Annotated in this window: 13 protein-coding genes and 1 riboswitch; of the genes, 5 read left to right on the top strand and 8 right to left on the bottom strand. The window is 59.4% G+C overall.

The window, feature by feature from the left end; all coding sequences use genetic code 11:
- The first annotated feature begins 32 nt into the window (after window positions 1–32).
- Window positions 33–644 carry an NUDIX domain-containing protein gene (locus B3R00_RS11040; RefSeq protein ID WP_286999054.1) on the top strand — a complete coding sequence of 204 codons (612 nt, stop codon included), beginning with the start codon at window positions 33–35 and terminating at the stop codon, window positions 642–644.
- Window positions 645–735: 91 nt separating this feature from the next.
- Entirely contained in the window at window positions 736–963 is a 228-nt protein-coding gene (locus tag B3R00_RS11045; RefSeq protein WP_174863535.1) for a sulfurtransferase TusA family protein, read from the top strand.
- Window positions 964–1,052: 89 nt separating this feature from the next.
- Here the strand turns inward: B3R00_RS11045 and galU are convergent, their stop codons facing one another.
- The 6 genes from galU to hemC all read right to left on the bottom strand — a co-directional run bounded on the left by galU (window position 1,053) and on the right by hemC (window position 9,222).
- On the bottom strand, window positions 1,053–1,940 hold the full coding sequence (galU, locus tag B3R00_RS11050) for a UTP--glucose-1-phosphate uridylyltransferase GalU (protein WP_286999055.1): 888 nt from the start codon (window positions 1,938–1,940) through the stop codon (window positions 1,053–1,055).
- 75 nt (window positions 1,941–2,015) lie between these two features.
- Window positions 2,016–4,907, bottom strand: coding sequence for a valine--tRNA ligase (locus tag B3R00_RS11055; protein ID WP_286999056.1), 2,892 nt, complete (start codon window positions 4,905–4,907; stop codon window positions 2,016–2,018).
- 176 nt (window positions 4,908–5,083) lie between these two features.
- Window positions 5,084–6,367, bottom strand: coding sequence for a heme biosynthesis HemY N-terminal domain-containing protein (locus B3R00_RS11060; protein WP_286999057.1), 1,284 nt, complete (start codon window positions 6,365–6,367; stop codon window positions 5,084–5,086).
- Window positions 6,368–6,390: 23 nt separating this feature from the next.
- Window positions 6,391–7,497: a uroporphyrinogen-III C-methyltransferase gene (locus B3R00_RS11065; protein ID WP_286999058.1), complete on the bottom strand. Its 1,107-nt coding sequence runs from the start codon at window positions 7,495–7,497 to the stop codon at window positions 6,391–6,393.
- Window positions 7,484–8,278: a uroporphyrinogen-III synthase gene (locus tag B3R00_RS11070; RefSeq protein WP_286999059.1), complete on the bottom strand. Its 795-nt coding sequence runs from the start codon at window positions 8,276–8,278 to the stop codon at window positions 7,484–7,486. The genes B3R00_RS11065 and B3R00_RS11070 overlap by 14 nt, the downstream gene beginning before the upstream one ends.
- A gap of 8 nt (window positions 8,279–8,286) precedes the next feature.
- Window positions 8,287–9,222: a hydroxymethylbilane synthase gene (gene hemC, locus B3R00_RS11075; RefSeq protein WP_286999060.1), complete on the bottom strand. Its 936-nt coding sequence runs from the start codon at window positions 9,220–9,222 to the stop codon at window positions 8,287–8,289.
- Between the two features lie 91 nt (window positions 9,223–9,313).
- Between hemC and ppc the strand changes: the two genes are divergently transcribed.
- Window positions 9,314–12,166: a phosphoenolpyruvate carboxylase gene (gene ppc, locus B3R00_RS11080; protein ID WP_376747665.1), complete on the top strand. Its 2,853-nt coding sequence runs from the start codon at window positions 9,314–9,316 to the stop codon at window positions 12,164–12,166.
- Between the two features lie 318 nt (window positions 12,167–12,484).
- Here the strand turns inward: ppc and B3R00_RS11085 are convergent, their stop codons facing one another.
- Window positions 12,485–12,937, bottom strand: a complete 453-nt coding sequence (locus B3R00_RS11085) for a Fur family transcriptional regulator (protein ID WP_286999061.1) — start codon at window positions 12,935–12,937, stop codon at window positions 12,485–12,487.
- A gap of 253 nt (window positions 12,938–13,190) precedes the next feature.
- On the bottom strand, window positions 13,191–14,201 hold the full coding sequence (locus tag B3R00_RS11090; RefSeq protein WP_376747664.1) for a cytochrome-c peroxidase: 1,011 nt from the start codon (window positions 14,199–14,201) through the stop codon (window positions 13,191–13,193).
- Between the two features lie 326 nt (window positions 14,202–14,527).
- Between B3R00_RS11090 and B3R00_RS11095 the strand changes: the two genes are divergently transcribed.
- Both B3R00_RS11095 and thiC read left to right on the top strand, forming a co-directional pair.
- Window positions 14,528–16,174: an acyl-CoA synthetase gene (locus B3R00_RS11095; RefSeq protein ID WP_286999062.1), complete on the top strand. Its 1,647-nt coding sequence runs from the start codon at window positions 14,528–14,530 to the stop codon at window positions 16,172–16,174.
- 114 nt (window positions 16,175–16,288) lie between these two features.
- Window positions 16,289–16,407: riboswitch (TPP riboswitch) on the top strand.
- A 308-nt stretch (window positions 16,408–16,715) separates the two neighbouring features.
- A complete protein-coding gene (gene thiC / locus B3R00_RS11100) occupies window positions 16,716–18,659 on the top strand; it encodes a phosphomethylpyrimidine synthase ThiC (RefSeq protein WP_286999140.1) in 1,944 nt (647 codons plus the stop codon).
- The last annotated feature ends 126 nt before the right edge of the window (window positions 18,660–18,785 follow it).

Here is an 18,785-nt window from a genome sequence, read left to right on the forward strand (position 1 = left end):
TTTACGTAATTTGTTGTGAGAGAGCTTGTGCTATGCACCAAGAGATGCGGTTTTGCCCATGTTGTGCCACGCCTTTGCAGTGGATGGCACAGCAAGAAGATAGCGGTTTGAAAGAGCGCCTGCGTTGCCCGTCCTGCGATTGGACGCACTGGGGCAACCCTACGCCGGTGCTGGCGGCGGTGGTGGAAAACGACCAGGGTGAAGTGCTGTTGGCGCGCAATGCGTTATGGCAAGAAGGCGTATTTGGCTTGATTACGGGTTTCATGGAGGCGGGGGAGTCGCCTGAGGCGGGTATCTGCCGTGAGGTGCTGGAGGAAACCGGCCTGCGCACCAAGGCCTTGCGCATGCTGGGAGCCTGGGAGTTTTTGCGCATGAACCAGGTGTTGATTGCTTACCATGTGCGTGTAGAAGGTTCGGTCCAGCTGTCGCCTGAGTTGGTGGAGTTCCGGTGGCAGACTGCACAGCAGGTGCGCTGCTGGCCCTCTGGCACAGGTTATGCGTTGGCGCATTGGGTGCAGAGCAAAGGCATTGAGCCGCAGTTTGGTGCGTTCAGGCCTGGCCAGTCCCCCGAGCCTGACCCCTCGAAATGGCCGTTGCAACCGTGGGCAGAGGATGCTCGCTTTATGGTGGCACCGTCTTTGTAAGCTGTGCTGTATAGACTGGGGCTGGGGTCGATGCGGGGGGCGTGTGCTTTGACAAATGCCTACAATGCGGGCGAGATAAGGAATAAGTGCCATGGACATCCATAAGGAAATCGACACGCGTGGGCTCAATTGCCCTTTGCCTATTTTGAAAGCCAAAAAGGCGCTGGCGGAAATGCTCAGTGGTCAGTTGCTCAAAGTGGTGGCGACGGATACGGGGTCGCTCAAAGACTTTCAAGCGTTTGCCAAGCAAACGGGTAATGAATTGGTGCAACAAGATACGGTGGGTAGCGAATACATCCACATCTTGCGACGTCGCTAAGTACGGATAAATTATTTTTGATAGCTGTTAGCGCAAGAAGGGCCTGCTTTTGCAGGCCCTTCTTGTTTGAATCGCAGTAAATACGTGCGCTAGATGCTCAGGTTTTTGAGGTATTCACGGAAATGCGGGCCCACTTCCGGATGCTGCAGCGCCAGCTCGACCGTCGCCTCCAGAAAACCTTCTTTGCTGCCGCAGTCGTAGCGCTTGCCTGCGTACTGGAAGGCGTACACCGCTTCGTGCTGCATCAGACGTTCAATCGCGTCGGTCAGCTGAATTTCGCCGCCCACGCCTTGCGGCTGGTTGCGGATTTCTTCAAAGATGCGCGGCGTCAGCACATAGCGGCCGGCCACACCCATGCGGGATGGGGCTTTTTCCGGGGCTGGCTTTTCCACGATTTCATCAATGCGCATCAAGGGGCCACCTGCGGCTTCACCCTTGACGATGCCGTAGCGCTTGGTGTGCTCCAGCGGTACTTCTTGCACGGCCAGCAGCGAGCGGCCTTGCTTGGCAAAAGCATCCACCATCTGCTTCATCACGCCGGGGCCGCTTTGATCGCCGCGCATCAGGTCGTCGGCCAAGATCACCGCAAAGGCTTCGTTGCCGACCAAAGGCTCGGCACACAGTACAGCGTGTCCCAGGCCCAGTGAGCGTGGCTGGCGCACGAACAGGCAGTTCATGTCGGCGGGGGCAATGCTGCGCACCAGATCCAGCATGGCGTGCTTGCCAGCGCGCTCCAGTTCGTTTTCCAGCTCGTAGGCCGTGTCGAAGTGGTCTTCAATAGCGCGCTTGCTGCGGCCCGTCACAAACACCATGTCGCGGATGCCAGCTTCGTAGGCTTCTTCGACGGCGTACTGGATCAGGGGTTTGTCCACCACGGGCAGCATCTCTTTGGGAGAGGCTTTGGTGGCGGGCAGAAAACGGGTGCCCAAACCTGCGACGGGGAAGACGGCTTTGCGTACGCGGGTGGAGTTAGACATGGTCAATCCTTCTAGTTCTGGATGGAAAAAAGGCGCAGAACACTGCGCCTTTTGTTCACTCATCGGGCGAGCATATCAGCCCAGACGGGCCAGTTGCTCCTGAATGCGTGCCAGTGTGGCGCCAAAGTCCGCCACGCGCTTGCGCTCTTGCTCCAGCACGGCGGCGGGGGCCTTGGCGCAGAACGCCTCGTTGTTGAGCTTGCCGTTGGCCTTGGCGATTTCGCCTTCCAAACGCTTGGCTTCTTTGCCCAAGCGTGCTTTCTCCGCTTCTACATCGATTTCCACAAACAGCGCCAAGCGAGCATCGCCCACCACTGACACAGGTGCGGACTGCGCTTCGGCCTGCCAGATGGCTTCGTCGCTGAACACTTTGACGTCGCTGAGCTTGGCTAGGTTCTTCAGTACGGCCGCGTTGGCCTGCAGGAACTCGGCAGCTTCGGCGCTGTCGCCCATGGCCAGCAATGGCAGGCGCTGGGCGGGGGACACGCCCATTTCCCCGCGCAGGGTACGGCAGCTGTCCACCATGGCCTTGATGCGGTCTACGTAGGCAATCGCGGCTTCGTCGATCTTCTCGGGCTGGGCTTCGGGGTAGGCGGCAATCGCAATCGATGCGCCTTCGCGGCCTGCCACGGGGGCCACCTTTTGCCACAGTTCTTCCGTCACGAACGGAATCACGGGGTGGGCCAGACGCAAAATGGTTTCCAGCGTGCGAATCAGCGTGCGGCGGGTGGCGCGCTGCTGGGCTTCATTGCCGGTCTGGATCTGCACCTTGGCAATTTCCAGGTACCAGTCACAGAACTCGTTCCAGACAAAGTCGTAGATGGTGTTGGCGACGTTGTCCAGGCGGTACTCGGCAAAGCCCTTGGCGACTTCAGCTTCCACCTTTTGCAGTTGGGAGACGATCCAGCGATCGGGCTGGCTGAATTGCAGGTAGCCGCCGGCAGCGCACTGCTCCTTGCTGTGCATGTCCAGACCGCAGTCAAAGCCTTCGCAGTTCATCAGCACAAAGCGGCTGGCGTTCCACAGCTTGTTGCAGAAGTTGCGATAGCCCTCGCAGCGCTTGCTGTCAAAGTTGATGCTGCGGCCCAGCGATGCCAGTGCGGCAAAGGTAAAGCGCAGTGCGTCCGCACCGTAGGCGGGAATGCCTTCGGGAAACTCTTTTTGCGTGTTCTTGCGCACTTGGGGCGCGGTTTCGGGCTTGCGCAGACCGGTGGTGCGTTTGTCCAGCAGGGGCTCCAGCGCGATGCCGTCGATCAGATCGACGGGGTCCAGCACATTGCCTTCGGACTTGGACATCTTCTTGCCTTGCGCATCGCGCACCAGGCCGTGGATGTACACATGCTTGAACGGCACGCGACCGGTGAAGTGCGTTGTCATCATGATCATGCGCGCCACCCAGAAGAAGATGATGTCGTAGCCCGTCACCAACACCGACGAGGGCAGGTACAGGTTGAAGTCATCATCAGCCGCATCGGTCTGGTTGGGCCAGCCCATAGTGCTGAAAGGCACCAGCGCTGACGAGTACCAGGTGTCTAGCACGTCAGCATCGCGGCGCAGCGTCTTGCCAGGGGCTTGCGCTTGGGCTTCGGCTTCGTTGCGGGCCACGTAGACCTTGCCGTCTTCGTCGTACCACGCAGGAATTTGATGGCCCCACCACAGCTGGCGCGAGATGCACCAGTCTTGGATGTTGTTCATCCATTGGTTGTAGGTGTTGACCCAGTTCTCAGGCACAAACTTCACGTCGCCAGATGCCACGGCGTCGATCGCTTTTTGGGCGATGGACTTGCCAGTGGGGTCTTGCTCGCTGACTTTGTTCATGGCCATAAACCACTGGTCGGTCAGCATGGGCTCGATCACTTGGCCCGTGCGGTCGCAGATCGGCACCATCAGCTTGTGCTTTTTGATTTCGACCATCAAGCCCAGTTCTTCCAAGTCCGCCACGATGGCCTTGCGGGCCACAAAGCGGTCCATGCCGCGGTACTTCTCGGGTGCTTCGTCGTTGATCTTGGCGGTCAGGTCGAGCACCGTGATCATGGGCAGGTTGTGGCGAATACCGACCTGGTAGTCGTTCTGGTCGTGCGCAGGCGTGACCTTGACCACGCCGGTGCCGAATTCCTTGTCCACATACTCGTCGGCAATGATCGGGATCTGGCGGCCCACCAAAGGCAGGGTGACGGTCTGGCCGATCAGGTGCTTATAGCGGTCGTCTTCGGGGTGAACCATCACGGCCACGTCACCCAGCATGGTTTCGGGGCGGGTGGTGGCCACCACCAAGTTGCCTTCACCGCTGGTCAGCGGGTAGGCGATGTGCCACAGGCTGCCGTCTTTTTCTTGGCTTTCCACTTCCAAGTCCGACACAGCCGATTGCAGTACGGGGTCCCAGTTGACCAAGCGTTTGCCGCGGTAGATCAGGCCTTGTTCATACAGCTTCACGAAAGTCTCGGTCACCACCTTGGACAGCTTGTCATCCATGGTGAAGTACTCGCGGCTCCAGTCCACGGTGTCGCCCATGCGGCGCATCTGCGTGGTGATGGTGTTACCGGACTTTTCCTTCCACTCCCAGATCTTTTTGGTGAACTCGTCACGGCCCAGGTCATAGCGGCTCACGCCCTGCGCTTGCAGCTGGCGCTCCACCACGATCTGGGTGGCAATGCCTGCGTGGTCGGTGCCGGGAATCCACGCGGTATTGGCACCCTTCATGCGGTAGTAGCGGGTCAACGAGTCCATGATGGTCTGGTTGAAGGCGTGGCCCATGTGCAGCGTGCCGGTCACATTCGGAGGGGGCAGCTGGATGGCGAAGTTGTGGCCAGCAGCAGCGGCCTCGGCGTTGGGCTTGCCCGTGCCGCGGTAGCCCGCATTGCCGTAGCCGCGCTGTTCCCATTCGGGGCCCCAGTGGGCTTCCAGTGCGGCAGGTTCAAAGGATTTGGACAGGCTGTTCAGGCCTGGCTGGGCAATGTTTTCACTCATGGCGGATTCGCAAATGAAAACGGCATCCTGCTTAGGGGATGCCGTCGGTAGGCTGTTAGCTGAAATGACGGATTGAGAGGGATTTTACCGACCCCGCCTTGGGATAGGGTGGTCGGGGCATTCTTTGAAGCCAAATTGGCCTCTAGCGCTTATGGAGTAAGCGCTGGTAGCTATGGTTATAGAGGGGCTTGCAGCGCTGCCTGGCGCCAGGCGTGGGCAGCGGCAGCGTTGTCTTCACGCTGTTCGGCCAAAACGGCCAAGGCTTTCCATGCGCTGGCACGCAGGGCGTTGTCGCTCAAACGGGGGACTGCTGCTTGCAGCAATTGCTCGCCCTTGCCCCACAGTTGCCGCTGCACGCAGGCCATGCCTGCCAAATATTGCAGGCGGGGCTCTTGCGGGGCTGCACGCTGTGCAGCTTCAATGCGTGCCAGCCACGGGGCATCCAGTTCTTCCATGGCCTGCTGCATGCCCAGAAAAAAGCGCTGTGTCTGCAACGTAGTCAGGGATTGCGGATCGCTTACCAACTGCTCCCAGACAGGCTGCAGCCAGCTGCGCGCAACACTGGCATCGCCTTGCAGCTCGATCAGCTTGCGGGCGGCAGACAGGGCAATGTCGGGCGTATGGCGATCTGCCGCGTGCAACCCTGACCAGACGCGTTGCAGTTGCTCGGCATCGTGCGTGTGCTGCAACTGCTCCAAGATCAAACCGCGCGTAATGCTGCTGGCGGCTTCGGACGACAGGCCGCCGTGTTTGGCCAGCAGGCGGGCGGTATCGAGGGCGGATTGGGTTTCGTGCGCCAAACGGCTGGCTTTGAGCTGAATGCGCAATGCCATGGTGCGGCGCGCCGCGCCGGGTGAGAGCTGGGCCAGGCGGCGCAGTGCTTCTTGCGGGTCGCGGTCATCCAGGGCCCAACGTGCGGCACGCATTTGGGCGCCTTCGCGCACCTCTTGCTGCTGCTGGGTGCCGTTCAGCGGCACATCGTCCAGTGCCTGTGCGTAGTGGGTGTCGCGCGCTTGCACATCGCGCAGGGCGTGCGCGCTGTCGGCCGACAGCATGTGGGCGATGGCGCGCAGGGTGGCATCTTGCGGGATGTTGGCATGTTCGGTGCGCAATGCATCACTGAGTTTGAGCAGATCCAGCGCCGATTTGCGGGCACGCACATAGCGCCCGGCCTGCAGGTGCGACAGGCTTTCGACCAAGGCCTGGTACATCTGCCGCTCTTTTTGCTGCTGACGCCAGTGTTTGGCGTGGTGCGGCAGCATCACCAGGGCAGAAAGCGCCCGCATGGCGGCGTAGCCGATGGCGAAGATCGCCAGCAGCACAAACAGCACCATGTTCAGCGACAAGTCAACCCGATAGGGGGGCCAAAAAAGACTCACCATGCCTTGGTTGTTTCCTGCGAACAAGGCCACGGCAACGGCCAAAGCAAACAACCCGACAAACCAAAGTGCGGCGCGCATCATGCGGTGGTTCCTTTATGCGCTCAAAGACCAGCGGCAGCTGTGGACAGGGCTGCCAAGGTGTCGTCCAGACCGGGCTGCTGAGACGCTTGCATATGGGCTTGCAACTGCGCCAACACGGCTTGGACTTGGTGCGTGCGGCGTGAGCTGTTATCAAAATATTTGCTCAGCGTGGCCTGCGCGGCACCGATGTCGGCGCGGGCCGCATCGTACTGGCGTGCCAATACGGCCAAGCGCGCGTTCAGGAGTTTGAGCTTGAGGTTCTCACGCACAAAAAAGGCTTGCTCAGGGGCCATCAACATCGCGTCGGCGTTTTCAATGCGGCTCACGCGCACCAGATCGCGGGCTTCTTCACGGCTGGCTTGCCAAATCTTGTGCCCCCAGTCGCTCCACCATTGCCACTGGGTGGGAGAGGTAGCGGCGGGTGCCTCCGCGTTGGCCGTGCTGCCTGCGGCTGAGGGTGCTGTGCGCTGCGGCTGGCGCTGCACGTTCGGCACAGGGGCGCTGTTTTGGACATGCATGTCATCCACCAGACGCACCACATCGTCCAGCCGGGCCAGCAGACTGGCGGTATCCGTGACGGCGGATTGCGACAGGCGGACCAGATCGCGCTCCATGGCTTGCTGAACAGGTGCAAGCCGCGGTTGTGCCGTGCGCTCCAGGCGTTTGATGCTGCTTTGCAAGGTGGCAACCAGTGGTTCGGTGCTGCCTGTCAGCTGCACCTGCTGCTGCGCCATGCGAATGGCCGATTCAATGTCGATCACCAGAGTGTCGTCACGGGAGCGGGCCAAGTTCTGCACCAAGGTGTCGAGCTGGCCGCGCTGCAGGCTGACTTCATTGACGCGCACTTCCATGACGGAGAGCTTGGCGCTGGCGTCGCGCACCAAGTCCTGGGATTCACGTGCCAGAGCGCGAGCCTCGGTGGCTTGGGTGGTGGCATCCAGCGCCTGGCGCGCCAGCAGCTCCTTCATTCCATCCACTTTTTGCCACAGCAAAACGCTGCTGCCGAGGCTGGCAGCACCAATGAGGAGCGAGAGCCATGTCCAGCCAGCTGCGGCAGAACGTGGCGCATGCAGCGTCTCAAAAGGAACCGATTGGGAGGAAATGGGGGCGCCGTCAGAGGTGGTCATGCAATGATTTTATCGATGCCGTGATGCCTTGTACGGTAGGCAGCGTCTCTATGACGTTGCCAAACCCTGCTTGGCGTACTTGTTGGGCGATACGGGGGTGGGTAGCCAAGGCAGTGTGGGCTTGCCAAGACCAGGTAGTGTTGCAGCGCACCAAATGTTGCACACATTCCGAGCTACTAAATAGCCACACAGCCTGCTGGCCGCGCAACTCGCTGATGCGCTGCAAGAGGCTGGGTGTGGCCTCCGGGGCTTGACGCTCATAGACTGGCGCAAAGTCCACGTGTACACCGCGTTGCTGCAACTGTGCGGTCAGCCATTGGCGGCCTTGGCCTGTTGCATTGGCGCCATCGCCGCCCCGCACGATCAGGATGCGATCTCCGGCCTGGATGTGGTGCTGGGCCTGCTCCCACAAGGATTCAGAGTCAAATTGAGGAGCGTCTGGCGTAGGCTCTATAACGCTTTGAGGGCCAATTCCCTCTAAAGCAAGTGCCTTGGTGGTTCCGGGGCCGGGCGACCAGTACTGCACCGATGCAGGCAAGAGCGCCGCTGTTTGACGCAGCTGAACAAAAAAGTGGCGCACCGCGTTGCCACTGACAAACATCAGGGCTTGGTAGCTCTGCAGTTGCTGCAGTGCAGTGCGGACCGCAGCTACAGCAGCAGGGCTGCGGCTGGGGCCTATCGCCATCATGGGGAGTGCGCAGGCATTTATTCCTGCGCTTTGAAGCTGCTGCACCCACAGCGCAGCATCGGGCTGCGGGCGTGTGACAACCAGCTGAACCATAGAGGGGCTTAGTCTGGTTTGCAGACCAAGGCGCCGCCTGCCTGCAAACGGGCTGCCACTTCTGCGCCCAGAGCTTCGGCTTGCGCCAAGGTGGTGACGGTAGCCGTTTGCTGCGTTTGCACCAAGGCTTTGATGCCCTCAGGGTCGCCCCAGGCAGCATGCAACTGCATGGTGTCGCCTTGCAAGGTCGCGTGCGCCGCCAAAGGCACCGAGCAACTGCCGCCCATGCCGCGGCTGACAGCACGCTCTGCCGCCACGCGCAGCCAGGTGGGCATGTGCGCCAGCGGCGCCAGTGCATCGGCCAAGTCTTGGCGATCAGTGCGAATCTCGATGCCCAAAGCACCCTGGCCTGCAGCGGGCAGCATGGTGTCGGGCTCAAAAATAGAACGAATGCGCGCTTGCATGCCTAAGCGCTTGAGGCCAGCGGCAGCGAGCACGATTGCGTCGTACTGGCCTTCGTCGAGCTTGCGCAAGCGGGTGTCCAGATTGCCGCGCAAAGGCTCAATTTTCAGGTCGGGGCGCAGGGCCTGCAGCAGCACCTGGCGGCGCAGGCTGGAAGTGCCCACCACGGCGCCCTGCGGCAGTTCAGCCAGGTGCTGGTAGCGGGGCGACACGAAGGCATCACGGGGGTCTTCGCGCTCCATCACGCACGCCAGGCTAAAGCCCTCGGGCATGTCCATGGGCACATCTTTGAGCGAGTGCACAGCAATATGGGCGCGGCCTTCTTCGAGTGCCACTTCCAGTTCTTTGACGAACAGGCCTTTGCCACCTACTTTGGAGAGCGTGCGGTCCAGAATCTGATCGCCCTTGGTGGTCATGCCCAGCAGCTCTACCTTGTGCCCACGCGCTTGCAACAATGCTTTGACGTGCTCGGCTTGCCACAGTGCAAGGCGGCTTTCACGGGTGGCGATGACGATGGAGAGAGGGGATGTTGCTACGGTCATGACTTTCAATACTCAGGCCGGTGGCCTTCCAATCAACGGGCGATGCTAGCATGCTGAGTTGCCATACAACTCGGCTGGAGTATTCGTACAAATGACTGCTGCGACAAAGAAAGAGAAAGATCAAAGGCCGGCTGCTTTGCACAGCAAAGCGGTACGTAAAAACGACAAAGACCAGCCGTTGATGGAAGACATACGTCTGCTGGGGCGCATTTTGGGCGACATCATTCGCGAGCAAGAGGGCGTCGCGGTGTATGCGTTGATTGAACAGGTGCGCCAGTTGTCTGTGGCTTTTCGCCGCGATCATGACCATGAGGCCGATAAGGCGCTCAAGAAGCTGCTCAAGGGGCTGAGCACCGACCAGACCGTGAGTGTGATTCGGGCGTTTACCTATTTTTCGCACCTGGCAAATTTGGCGGAAGACCGCCATCACATTCGCCGCCGTGCAGTGCATGAGCGCTCTGGCAACACGCAGGAAGGCAGCATTGAAGTGGCGCTGTCGCGCTTGCGTTGGGCGGGGATTACACCCGATGAAATTGCCAATACGCTGGCACAGGCGTATGTGTCTCCGGTGTTGACGGCACACCCGACGGAGGTGCAGCGCCAAAGTATTTTGCAGGCGGAGCACGACATTGCACGCTTGCTGGTGGAGCGCGACGACATTGCCGCACGAGCACAGCTTTTTAACAGCGCCAAAGATGCGCTGACGCCGCGAGAGCTGGCGGCCAATGAAGCCTTGTTGCGTGCGCGTGTGGCGCAACTGTGGATGACGCGCTTGCTGCGTTATTCCAAACTGACCGTTGCAGATGAAATTGAAAACGCGCTGAGTTATTACGAATCGACGTTCTTGCGGGAAGTGCCGAAGCTGTATGCCGATTTGGAGGCTGCGCTCGACGGTCAAAGCGTTCACAGCTTCTTGCGCATGGGGCAATGGATTGGTGGCGATCGCGATGGCAATCCGAATGTCACGGCGCCAACTTTGGAGTTGGCGCTGCGCCGCCAAAGTGATGTGGTGCTGCGTCACTATTTGACTGAGGTGCACTACCTGGGTGGCGAGCTGTCCGTTTCTGCGCGTTTGGCCCAGGTGTCGCCTGCAATGCAGGCATTGGCCGATGCCTCTCCCGATCACAACCCGCACCGGCTGGATGAGCCTTATCGACGTGCTTTGACCAGTATTTATGCGCGGCTTGCCGCTACCTTGGAGCATCTGACGGGCGGGCAGGCTGCGCGCCATGCCGTGGCACCTCAAAACCCTTATGCGCAAGCCTCAGAGTTTTTGGCGGATCTGCAGATCATTTTGGATTCCTTGCAAGCCCACCATGGCGAGAGCTTGGCCGCGCAACGTTTGCAGCCGCTGATTCGCGCGGTGAAGGTATTTGGTTTTTGTCTGTCTACGGTGGATTTGCGTCAAAGCTCAGACAAACATGAAGCGGTGATGGCAGAGCTGCTGGCTGTGGCACAGGTCGAGGCGAACTATGTGCAGTTAGATGAAGCCTCCAAGTGCGCCTTGTTGCAGCGGCTGTTGCAAGAAGCGCGGCCATTGCGGGTGGTGGGCGCGCAGTATGGAGAGCTGGCACGCAGCGAACTGGCTATTTTTGAGATGGCCAAAACCATGCGAGCGCGTTACGGCAATGAAGCCATCATTCACTACATCATCAGCCACACAGAAACTGTCAGCGACTTGCTGGAAGTGCTGCTGCTGCAAAAAGAAGTGGGGTTGATGCAGGGCACGCTGGAGCAGCCAGATGCGCGGCTTGATCTGATCGTGGTGCCACTGTTTGAGACGATTGGTGATTTGCGTGCTTCTGCCGACATCATGCGCTTCTACTTTGCGATTCCCGGGGTGGCCGCTTTGTTGCAGCGCTCGGGGGCAGTCCAAGACATCATGCTGGGCTACAGCGACAGCAACAAAGATGGCGGCATCTTCACGAGCAACTGGGAGCTGTACCGGGCAGAGTTGGCACTGGTGGAGTTGTTTGATGCATTGCATCAGCAGTATGGACTGCGCCTGCGCATGTTCCATGGCCGTGGCGGTACGGTCGGGCGTGGAGGAGGCCCCAGCTATCAAGCGATTTTGGCGCAGCCCCCTGGAACGGTGCGAGGGCAGATTCGCTTGACAGAGCAGGGCGAAGTGATTGCGTCCAAGTACGCCAACCCCGATATTGGGCGACGCAATTTGGAGACGTTGGTTGCAGCGACGCTGGAGGCAACGTTGTTGCAACCAACCAAAGCCGCGACCAAAGCCTTTTTGCAGGCTGCAGAGCAGTTGTCGCAAGCCAGCATGTCTGCCTATCGCAAGCTGGTGTATGAGACCGCCGGTTTTGCGGATTACTTTTTCAGCGCTACGCCGATTCGAGAGATTGCCGAGTTGAATATTGGCTCGCGCCCGGCATCGCGCAAAGCGACGCAAGCGATTGAAGATTTGCGAGCTATTCCTTGGGGGTTTAGCTGGGGACAGTGTCGTTTGACGTTGCCTGGTTGGTACGGATTCGGTGCTGCGGTAGAAGCTTTTTTGCATGCGGAGGGCGCAGACTCGAAGCGTCAGCTGGCCTTGTTGCAAAAAATGTACCGTCAGTGGCCTTTCTTTAAGACCTTGCTCTCCAATATGGATATGGTCTTGGCCAAGAGCGACCTGGCACTGGCGTCGCGTTACAGCGAGTTGGTCACTGACAGCCGTTTACGCAAACGTATCTTCTCCAGCATTGAAGCGGAATGGCTGCGTACTGCCGAAGCGTTGGCAAGCATCACCGAGGAGCCGGATCGCTTGGCGAGCAACCCCGCATTGGCGCGCTCGATTCGCCATCGATTCCCGTATATCGATCCTTTGCATCACTTGCAGGTAGAGCTGGTGCGGCGCTGGCGTGCCGGGCAGACGGATGAACGCTTGAAAAACGGCATTCACATCTCGATCAACGGGATTGCTGCCGGTTTGCGCAATACAGGCTAAAACGCAAAGAAAAAGGCCTGCATCAAAGATGCAGGCCTAGCCTCCTCCGCCCTGATGAGTCCCAGGGCATTCCTCATTTGTTTGTTTCGCTTTGGCGATGGATAGATTGTAGGAATGATTCGGAGGTTTGTGTGTCTTTTTGCTGATTTTTATAAATGATGTCTTATATAAAACATCATTTGTTTTTGGTGTTAAAAGACGTTAATTTTTTGGTGAATTTTGTTTTAGTGCATTGTTTTTAATAAATTTTATTAATTTTAGTAATTTTTGAAAATTAAAAAAACATCTTTGTAAATTTGCAATAGCCGACTCGATCAATCAATCTCTCGGGTTTTGAGCAGGGCGCTGGCGCACACGAACGATCAGGTCTAAGCCCACCAATTCCAAGTCATCGTTGATCTGGGGGACGTTAGGCCATTGCAGCATGTCGTGGGGAATGTCTTCCAGCATGCCTGTGTCTTCGTGGTAGATGTGCGAATGCGCATCGGTGCATGAGTCATAGACCGTGCGCTCTCGATCCAGGCGCAGAGCGCGCAGCAGCCCTTTTTCCACAAACAGCGGCAAGGTGTTGTAGACGGTAGCGCGTGACAGGCTTGGTAGATGGCGGCGTGCTTGCAGCAAGACATCGTCAGCGGCTAAATGCACGGGAGCGTGCAGTAGAACTTGGGCAATCGCCATGCGCTGTCTTGTGGGCTGGATGCCTGCATCGCGTAGGCGATTTTCAATGCTGCTGGTGGTCACAGTTTCTGTGGTGGGATGCTGGTGGGCCATGATGACGTTCAAGCGAGCCTGGATAAAACAATATCCGCAAAAGCCGGTATGCAACTTTTGCGGATCGAAGCCTTGAGCCTGCGAAAGCTTGGAGTCGGTAACACGCATCTCTGATGCTTCGTTGCTTGACCGTGGCGTACGTCCGTACTGCCTACGGCTTCAACACTTTCGTCTCTATCGCAAATCTTCGATTTGCTAGGTCGTGTGACCGGCTCTTGGTGGAGCAAGGCGTTTGACAGCCTTGCTGCACGGCTTACTTGGCGAAAGGCTGTGGGCGGGGGGTCTTGTCGCTAGAAGGAGGCAAGATCGGCATGGTCAACTGAGGCTGTTCACCTGTCAGTGTTTTCAGGAAAGCCACGATCTTGGCGTTTTCTTCGCTAGTGAACTTCTTGCCCAACTGAATCCGGCCCATGGTGTCCACGGCTTCGCCCAGCGTATCGGCAGCGCCGTCGTGGAAGTAGGGGTAGGTCAGCTCGACGTTACGCAGCGTTGGTACCTTGAAGTTGAAGCGGTCGGCATCAGCACCGGTGACAGCCACGCGGCCTTCGGCTTCGTTGGTGGTCTTGTAAGGCTCTACAACACCCATGCGCTGGAAGGAGTTGCCTCCCACTGCCGCGCCGTTGTGGCAAGCCACACAGCCGCTGTCACGGAACAACGCGTAACCTTCCAGCTCTGTTTTGGTCATAGCCTTGGCATCGCCCTTGAGCCATTTGTCAAAGCGTGAGTTAGGCGTTACCAGTGTTTCTTCGAAAGCGGCAATCGCATCGGTCACTTGGTCGATGTCGATTTTTTCTTTCTTGAACACTTGCTTGAACTCGGTTTGGTAGCCAGGGATCGAGTTCAACATATCCACAGCCAATTCGTGGGTGAAGGCCATTTCACCCGGGTTGGCAATGGGGCCGCCGGCTTGTTCCTTCAAAGAACCGGCACGGCCATCCCAGAATTGCGCCACATTCAGGCTGGAGTTCAGCACGGTGGGCGAGTTAATGGGGCCTTCTTGCCAGTTGTGACCAATCGAGGTCTTCAGATTGTCGCTACCACCCATGGACAGGTTGTGGCAGGAGTTGCAAGAGATGAAGCCTGACTTGGACAGGCGTGGATCGAACCACAGCTTTTTGCCCAGTTCAGCCATGGCAGGGTTTGCTACCTTGGCCGAAACCAGTGGAGAAATCGGTTCGTTATTGGCTTGCATTGCCCAGCTAGGGGCAGCAAAACCAGCAACAACCATGGCAGCGGCAACGAGAGGACGCAGTTTGAGTTTCATGTGTGGCTCCAGAGCACTTGTCGTTTTGAAATACATGCCCTGCCTTGGCAGGCATTGCATGGCTATCTGCTCCGCCTAAGGGTGATTCCGCTGAGGGCTACTGCTGTAGCTGCGCCTCGGATTGCACTGTTTAGACCCAGTCCAGATAGCGATTTGATTTCACTCGATACTGAAATTGGTGATATTGCGCCGCATCAAAAGAAGCCACCTTGTATAAGGAGTGCAAGCGGGTATTTGCTGATGTTGTGAACATGCTGCGCTGCGTGAAAGTATGGATGTTGAAATGCTTTGAAAACATTACGTACAACACATAGGAGATCAGGGAGATGATCAGTCAATACGACCAGCATTTGGATCGCAATACGGCCAACTTTGCCGCACTCACGCCATTGAGCTTTATTGAGCGCACGGCCTCGGTGTACCCCGACCGCTTGGCTGTAGTGCACGGCAGCTTGCGCCAGACATGGGGGCAAACTTATGCCCGCTGTCGGCAATTGGCGAGTAGCTTGCAGCGCTCGGGTATTGGTAAAAATGACACAGTGGCAGTGATTTTGCCCAACACGCCACCGATGGTGGAGGCGCACTTTGGTGTGCCGATGGCAGGGGCCGTACTCAACACCCTGAATACGCGTTTAGATCCTGAAGCGCTGGCTTTCATGCTCGACCATGGGGAGGCCAAGGCACTGATCGTCGACCCCGAGTTCGCGCCCCTCATCGCCAAGGCATTGCAACTGCGCACGCGCACAGAACCTTTGCTCATCATCCAGGTGGACGACGCCCTGTACGGCGATGCCGCGGTGCAGGTCGGCAGCATCCGCTACGAGGACTTCGTGGCCCAAGGTGATGCGGTATTCGCCTGGGAGCTGCCCGAGGACGAGTGGGATGCGATTGCCCTCAACTACACCAGCGGCACCACCGGCAACCCCAAGGGCGTGGTCTACCACCACCGCGGTGCCGCCATCAACGCCATCAGCAACGTGCTCGAGTGGGACATGCCCAAGCACAGCGTGTACCTGTGGACCTTGCCCATGTTCCACTGCAATGGCTGGTGCTTCCCTTGGACCGTGGCGGCCCGCGCTGGCGTCAACGTCTGCCTGCGCCGGGTCGAGGCCAAGGCCATCTTTGACGCCATGCGCGAGCACGGAGTCACCCACTACTGTGGCGCGCCCATCGTGCAATCCCTGCTGGTGAATGCGCCGGCCGAGCTGAAAGAGGACATCCCTGCCGGGGTGAAGGCCATGGTGGCCGGTGCCGCGCCCCCGGCCTCGATGATCGAAGGCATGGAGGCCATGGGGTTCGATCTGACCCACGTCTATGGCCTGACCGAAACCTACGGCCCCGCCACCGTCTGCGCCAAGCATGCGCGCTGGGACCAGCTCGACATTGGCGAGCGTGCCCGCCTCAATGCCCGCCAGGGCGTGCGCTACCACCTGCAGCGCGAAGTGCGGGTCATGGACCCCGAGACCCTGCAGCCCGTGCCCCTGGATGGCGAGACCATGGGCGAGATCATGTTCCGCGGCAACATCGCCATGAAGGGCTACCTCAAGAACCCCAGCGCCACGGACGATGCCTTCCGCGGCGGCTGGTTCCATAGCGGCGACCTGGCCGTGCAGTACCCCGACGGCTACATCCAGATCAAGGACCGCAGCAAGGACATCATCATCTCTGGCGGGGAAAACATTTCTTCGATTGAAGTCGAGGATGTGCTCTACCGCCATCCTGCTGTGCTGGCGGCTGCCGTGGTGGCCAAGCCCGATGAGAAATGGGGTGAAACACCGTGTGCGTTCTTGGAAATCAAGCCCGGCGCGCAGGTGACGGAGCAGGACATCGTCACCCACTGCAAGCAGCATTTGGCCGGCTACAAGGTGCCGCGCGCTGTGGTGTTTGGCGAACTGCCGAAGACCAGCACGGGCAAGATCCAGAAGTTCGAGCTGCGCAAGCAGGTCGGCTCGGCCAGTGCCATCGTGGTCTGATTTTCAGTATTGATAGCTGCCAGCGTATGTCTGACAAGCGCTGGTGTCGGTTTTGATGCTGAAAGCCTAGGCGTTTGCCCGGTGTCCTGCGCCGGCGCAGATGCGCCTATACTCACGGCTGCTCCGGGGTGTGCGAAAGCGCTGAGATGCGAACCGCTGTGAAAACAGTGGCCAGCGAACCCGACGAACTTGATCCGGTTCATACCGGCGGAAGAAGAGCGGGACCCTGAAGCAGGGCCAGGAATGGACAGGCACATGGGCTTTTGCAAGGCCAGGCAGGTGCCCACCATCCCCAGGCACAGCAAACCCCAGGCGCCTCGCGCACTGGGGTTTTGTCTTTTGGGGATGGAACACAGGGCGTGTCAGCCTTGGTCGGAATCGGTGGATTTCGGTGGAGTCGGTCAGGCATTGTGGGAGCAATGCCAGGGCTGGAGCCAGGTGCAGGCGAAGGTCGGTGGCGCCAGCCATCTCCCACGCCATCAGAGCGGCCCAGCACTCCACGGAGCGTTTGATGAACTTCACACGCTTTTTGGAGACCGCGATGAACGCCCCCGATGCCATCTTTACGCCCGCCGCCGGCAACGCCCCCGATGCCGCCCGTTTCGCCGACCTGCTGGCCCAGTCGCGCCAGCCATTTCCAGCATCCACCAAAAGCTACCTGAGCGGGGCCATCCACCCCGATCTGCGCGTGCCGGTGCGCGACATTGCGCTGACCAATGGTGAGCAGGTCAGCGTCTACGACACCTCGGGCCCCTACACCGACCCCACCGCCCATATCGACGTGCGCCAGGGCCTGGCCAGCGTGCGCGGTGCCTGGATCGAAGCGCGCGGCGACAGCGAGTTCTACGTCGGCCGCCAGCGCGTGGCGCTGGACGACGGCGGCAAGCGTGGCGAGGAAGACACGCGCGTGGCCCAGCTGCGCGCCGAGGCCGCCGCGCTGCAGCGCCAGCCGCGCCGTGCCAAATCCGGCCAGAACGTGACCCAGATGCACTATGCCAAGCGCGGCATCATCACGCCCGAGATGGAATACGTGGCCCTGCGCGAGAACGGCCGCCGTGAATGGATGGCGCAGTACCAGCAGGACGCGGCCCGCGAACTGCGCCTGGCCGGCAACAGCCTGGGCGCCGCCATCCCCAAGATCATCACGCCCGAATTCGTGCGCGACGAAGTGGCCCGCGGCCGCGCCATCATCCCGGCCAACATCAACCACCCCGAGATCGAGCCCATGGCCATTGGGCGCAACTTCAAGGTCAAGATCAACGCCAACATCGGCAATTCGGCCGTGACCTCGAGCATCGAGGAAGAGGTGGAAAAGCTGGTCTGGGCCATCCGTTGGGGCGCGGACAACGTCATGGACCTGTCCACCGGCAAGAACATCCACACCACGCGCGACTGGATCGTGCGCAACTCGCCTGTGCCGATTGGCACCGTGCCCATCTATCAGGCGCTGGAGAAGGTCGGCGGCATTGCCGAAGACCTGACCTGGGAGATCTTCCGCGACACCCTGGTCGAACAGGCCGAGCAGGGCGTGGATTACTTCACCATCCACGCTGGCGTGCGCCTGGCCTACATCCACCTCACGGCGCAGCGCCGCACCGGCATCGTCTCGCGTGGCGGCTCCATCATGGCCAAGTGGTGCATGGCCCACCACCGCGAAAGCTTCCTGTACGAGCACTTCGAGGACATCTGCGACATCATGAAGCAGTACGACGTGTCTTTCAGCCTGGGTGATGGCCTGCGCCCTGGCTGTGCCTCGGACGCCAACGACGAAGCCCAGTTCGCCGAACTCAAGACCCTGGGCGAGCTGACGCAAGTGGCCTGGAAGCACGATGTGCAGACCATGATTGAAGGCCCCGGCCACGTGCCCATGCACATGATCCAGGCCAACATGACCGAGCAGCTCAAGCACTGCCACGAGGCGCCGTTCTACACCCTGGGCCCGCTGACGATCGACATCGCCCCCGGCTACGACCACATCGCGTCGGCCATCGGCGCGGCCATGATCGGCTGGTTCGGCACGGCCATGCTGTGCTACGTGACACCCAAGGAGCACCTGGGCCTGCCCGACCGCGACGACGTCAAGCAGGGCATCATCGCGTACAAGATTGCGGCCCACGCTGCCGATGTGGCCAAGGGCCACCCAGGTGCGCGTTCGCGCGATGATGCCCTGTCGCAAGCGCGTTTCGACTTCCGCTGGGAAGACCAGTTCAACCTGGGCCTGGACCCCGACACGGCGCGCGCCTTCCACGACGAGACCCTGCCCAAGGACAGCGCCAAGGTGGCGCATTTTTGCAGCATGTGCGGGCCCAAGTTCTGCTCCATGAAGATCACGCAGGAGGTGCGTGAATTTGCGGCTGCCAAAGGGATCTCTGAAGAGCAGGGAATTGCTGCGGGCATGCAGGCCAAGGCGGCCGAGTTCAATCAGGCGGGCGGGGATTTCTACATCCCGATTGCTTCGGTATCCAGCGATACCACTGCGCGTTGATTACTTGCAAAAAGTGCTTCTGACGCTTATGTGTAAAGCGCTGGTAGCTATGAAAAGCAAGTAAATAAAAAAACAAAAATAAAAAGGCGCAGGTTATGCCTGCGCCTTTTTATGTGGAACTGAAGC

Origin of the sequence: Comamonas sp. UBA7840 (assembly GCF_002501455.1) — a bacterium.
In the GTDB taxonomy this organism is placed as follows: Bacteria; Pseudomonadota; Gammaproteobacteria; order Burkholderiales; family Burkholderiaceae_C; genus Comamonas; species Comamonas jiangduensis.

Excerpts from the sequence above, each read along its gene's own strand:
- B3R00_RS11040 (WP_286999054.1), top strand. The coding sequence starts at position 33 with ATGCACCAAGAGATGCGGTTTTGCCCATGTTGTGCCACGCCTTTGCAG.
- B3R00_RS11045 (WP_174863535.1), top strand. The coding sequence starts at position 736 with ATGGACATCCATAAGGAAATCGACACGCGTGGGCTCAATTGCCCTTTG.
- galU (WP_286999055.1), bottom strand. The coding sequence starts at position 1,940 with ATGTCTAACTCCACCCGCGTACGCAAAGCCGTCTTCCCCGTCGCAGGT.
- B3R00_RS11055 (WP_286999056.1), bottom strand. The coding sequence starts at position 4,907 with ATGAGTGAAAACATTGCCCAGCCAGGCCTGAACAGCCTGTCCAAATCC.
- B3R00_RS11060 (WP_286999057.1), bottom strand. The coding sequence starts at position 6,367 with ATGCGCGCCGCACTTTGGTTTGTCGGGTTGTTTGCTTTGGCCGTTGCC.
- B3R00_RS11065 (WP_286999058.1), bottom strand. The coding sequence starts at position 7,497 with ATGACCACCTCTGACGGCGCCCCCATTTCCTCCCAATCGGTTCCTTTT.
- B3R00_RS11070 (WP_286999059.1), bottom strand. The coding sequence starts at position 8,278 with ATGGTTCAGCTGGTTGTCACACGCCCGCAGCCCGATGCTGCGCTGTGG.
- hemC (WP_286999060.1), bottom strand. The coding sequence starts at position 9,222 with ATGACCGTAGCAACATCCCCTCTCTCCATCGTCATCGCCACCCGTGAA.
- ppc (WP_376747665.1), top strand. The coding sequence starts at position 9,314 with ATGACTGCTGCGACAAAGAAAGAGAAAGATCAAAGGCCGGCTGCTTTG.
- B3R00_RS11085 (WP_286999061.1), bottom strand. The coding sequence starts at position 12,937 with ATGGCCCACCAGCATCCCACCACAGAAACTGTGACCACCAGCAGCATT.
- B3R00_RS11090 (WP_376747664.1), bottom strand. The coding sequence starts at position 14,201 with ATGAAACTCAAACTGCGTCCTCTCGTTGCCGCTGCCATGGTTGTTGCT.
- B3R00_RS11095 (WP_286999062.1), top strand. The coding sequence starts at position 14,528 with ATGATCAGTCAATACGACCAGCATTTGGATCGCAATACGGCCAACTTT.
- thiC (WP_286999140.1), top strand. The coding sequence starts at position 16,716 with ATGAACGCCCCCGATGCCATCTTTACGCCCGCCGCCGGCAACGCCCCC.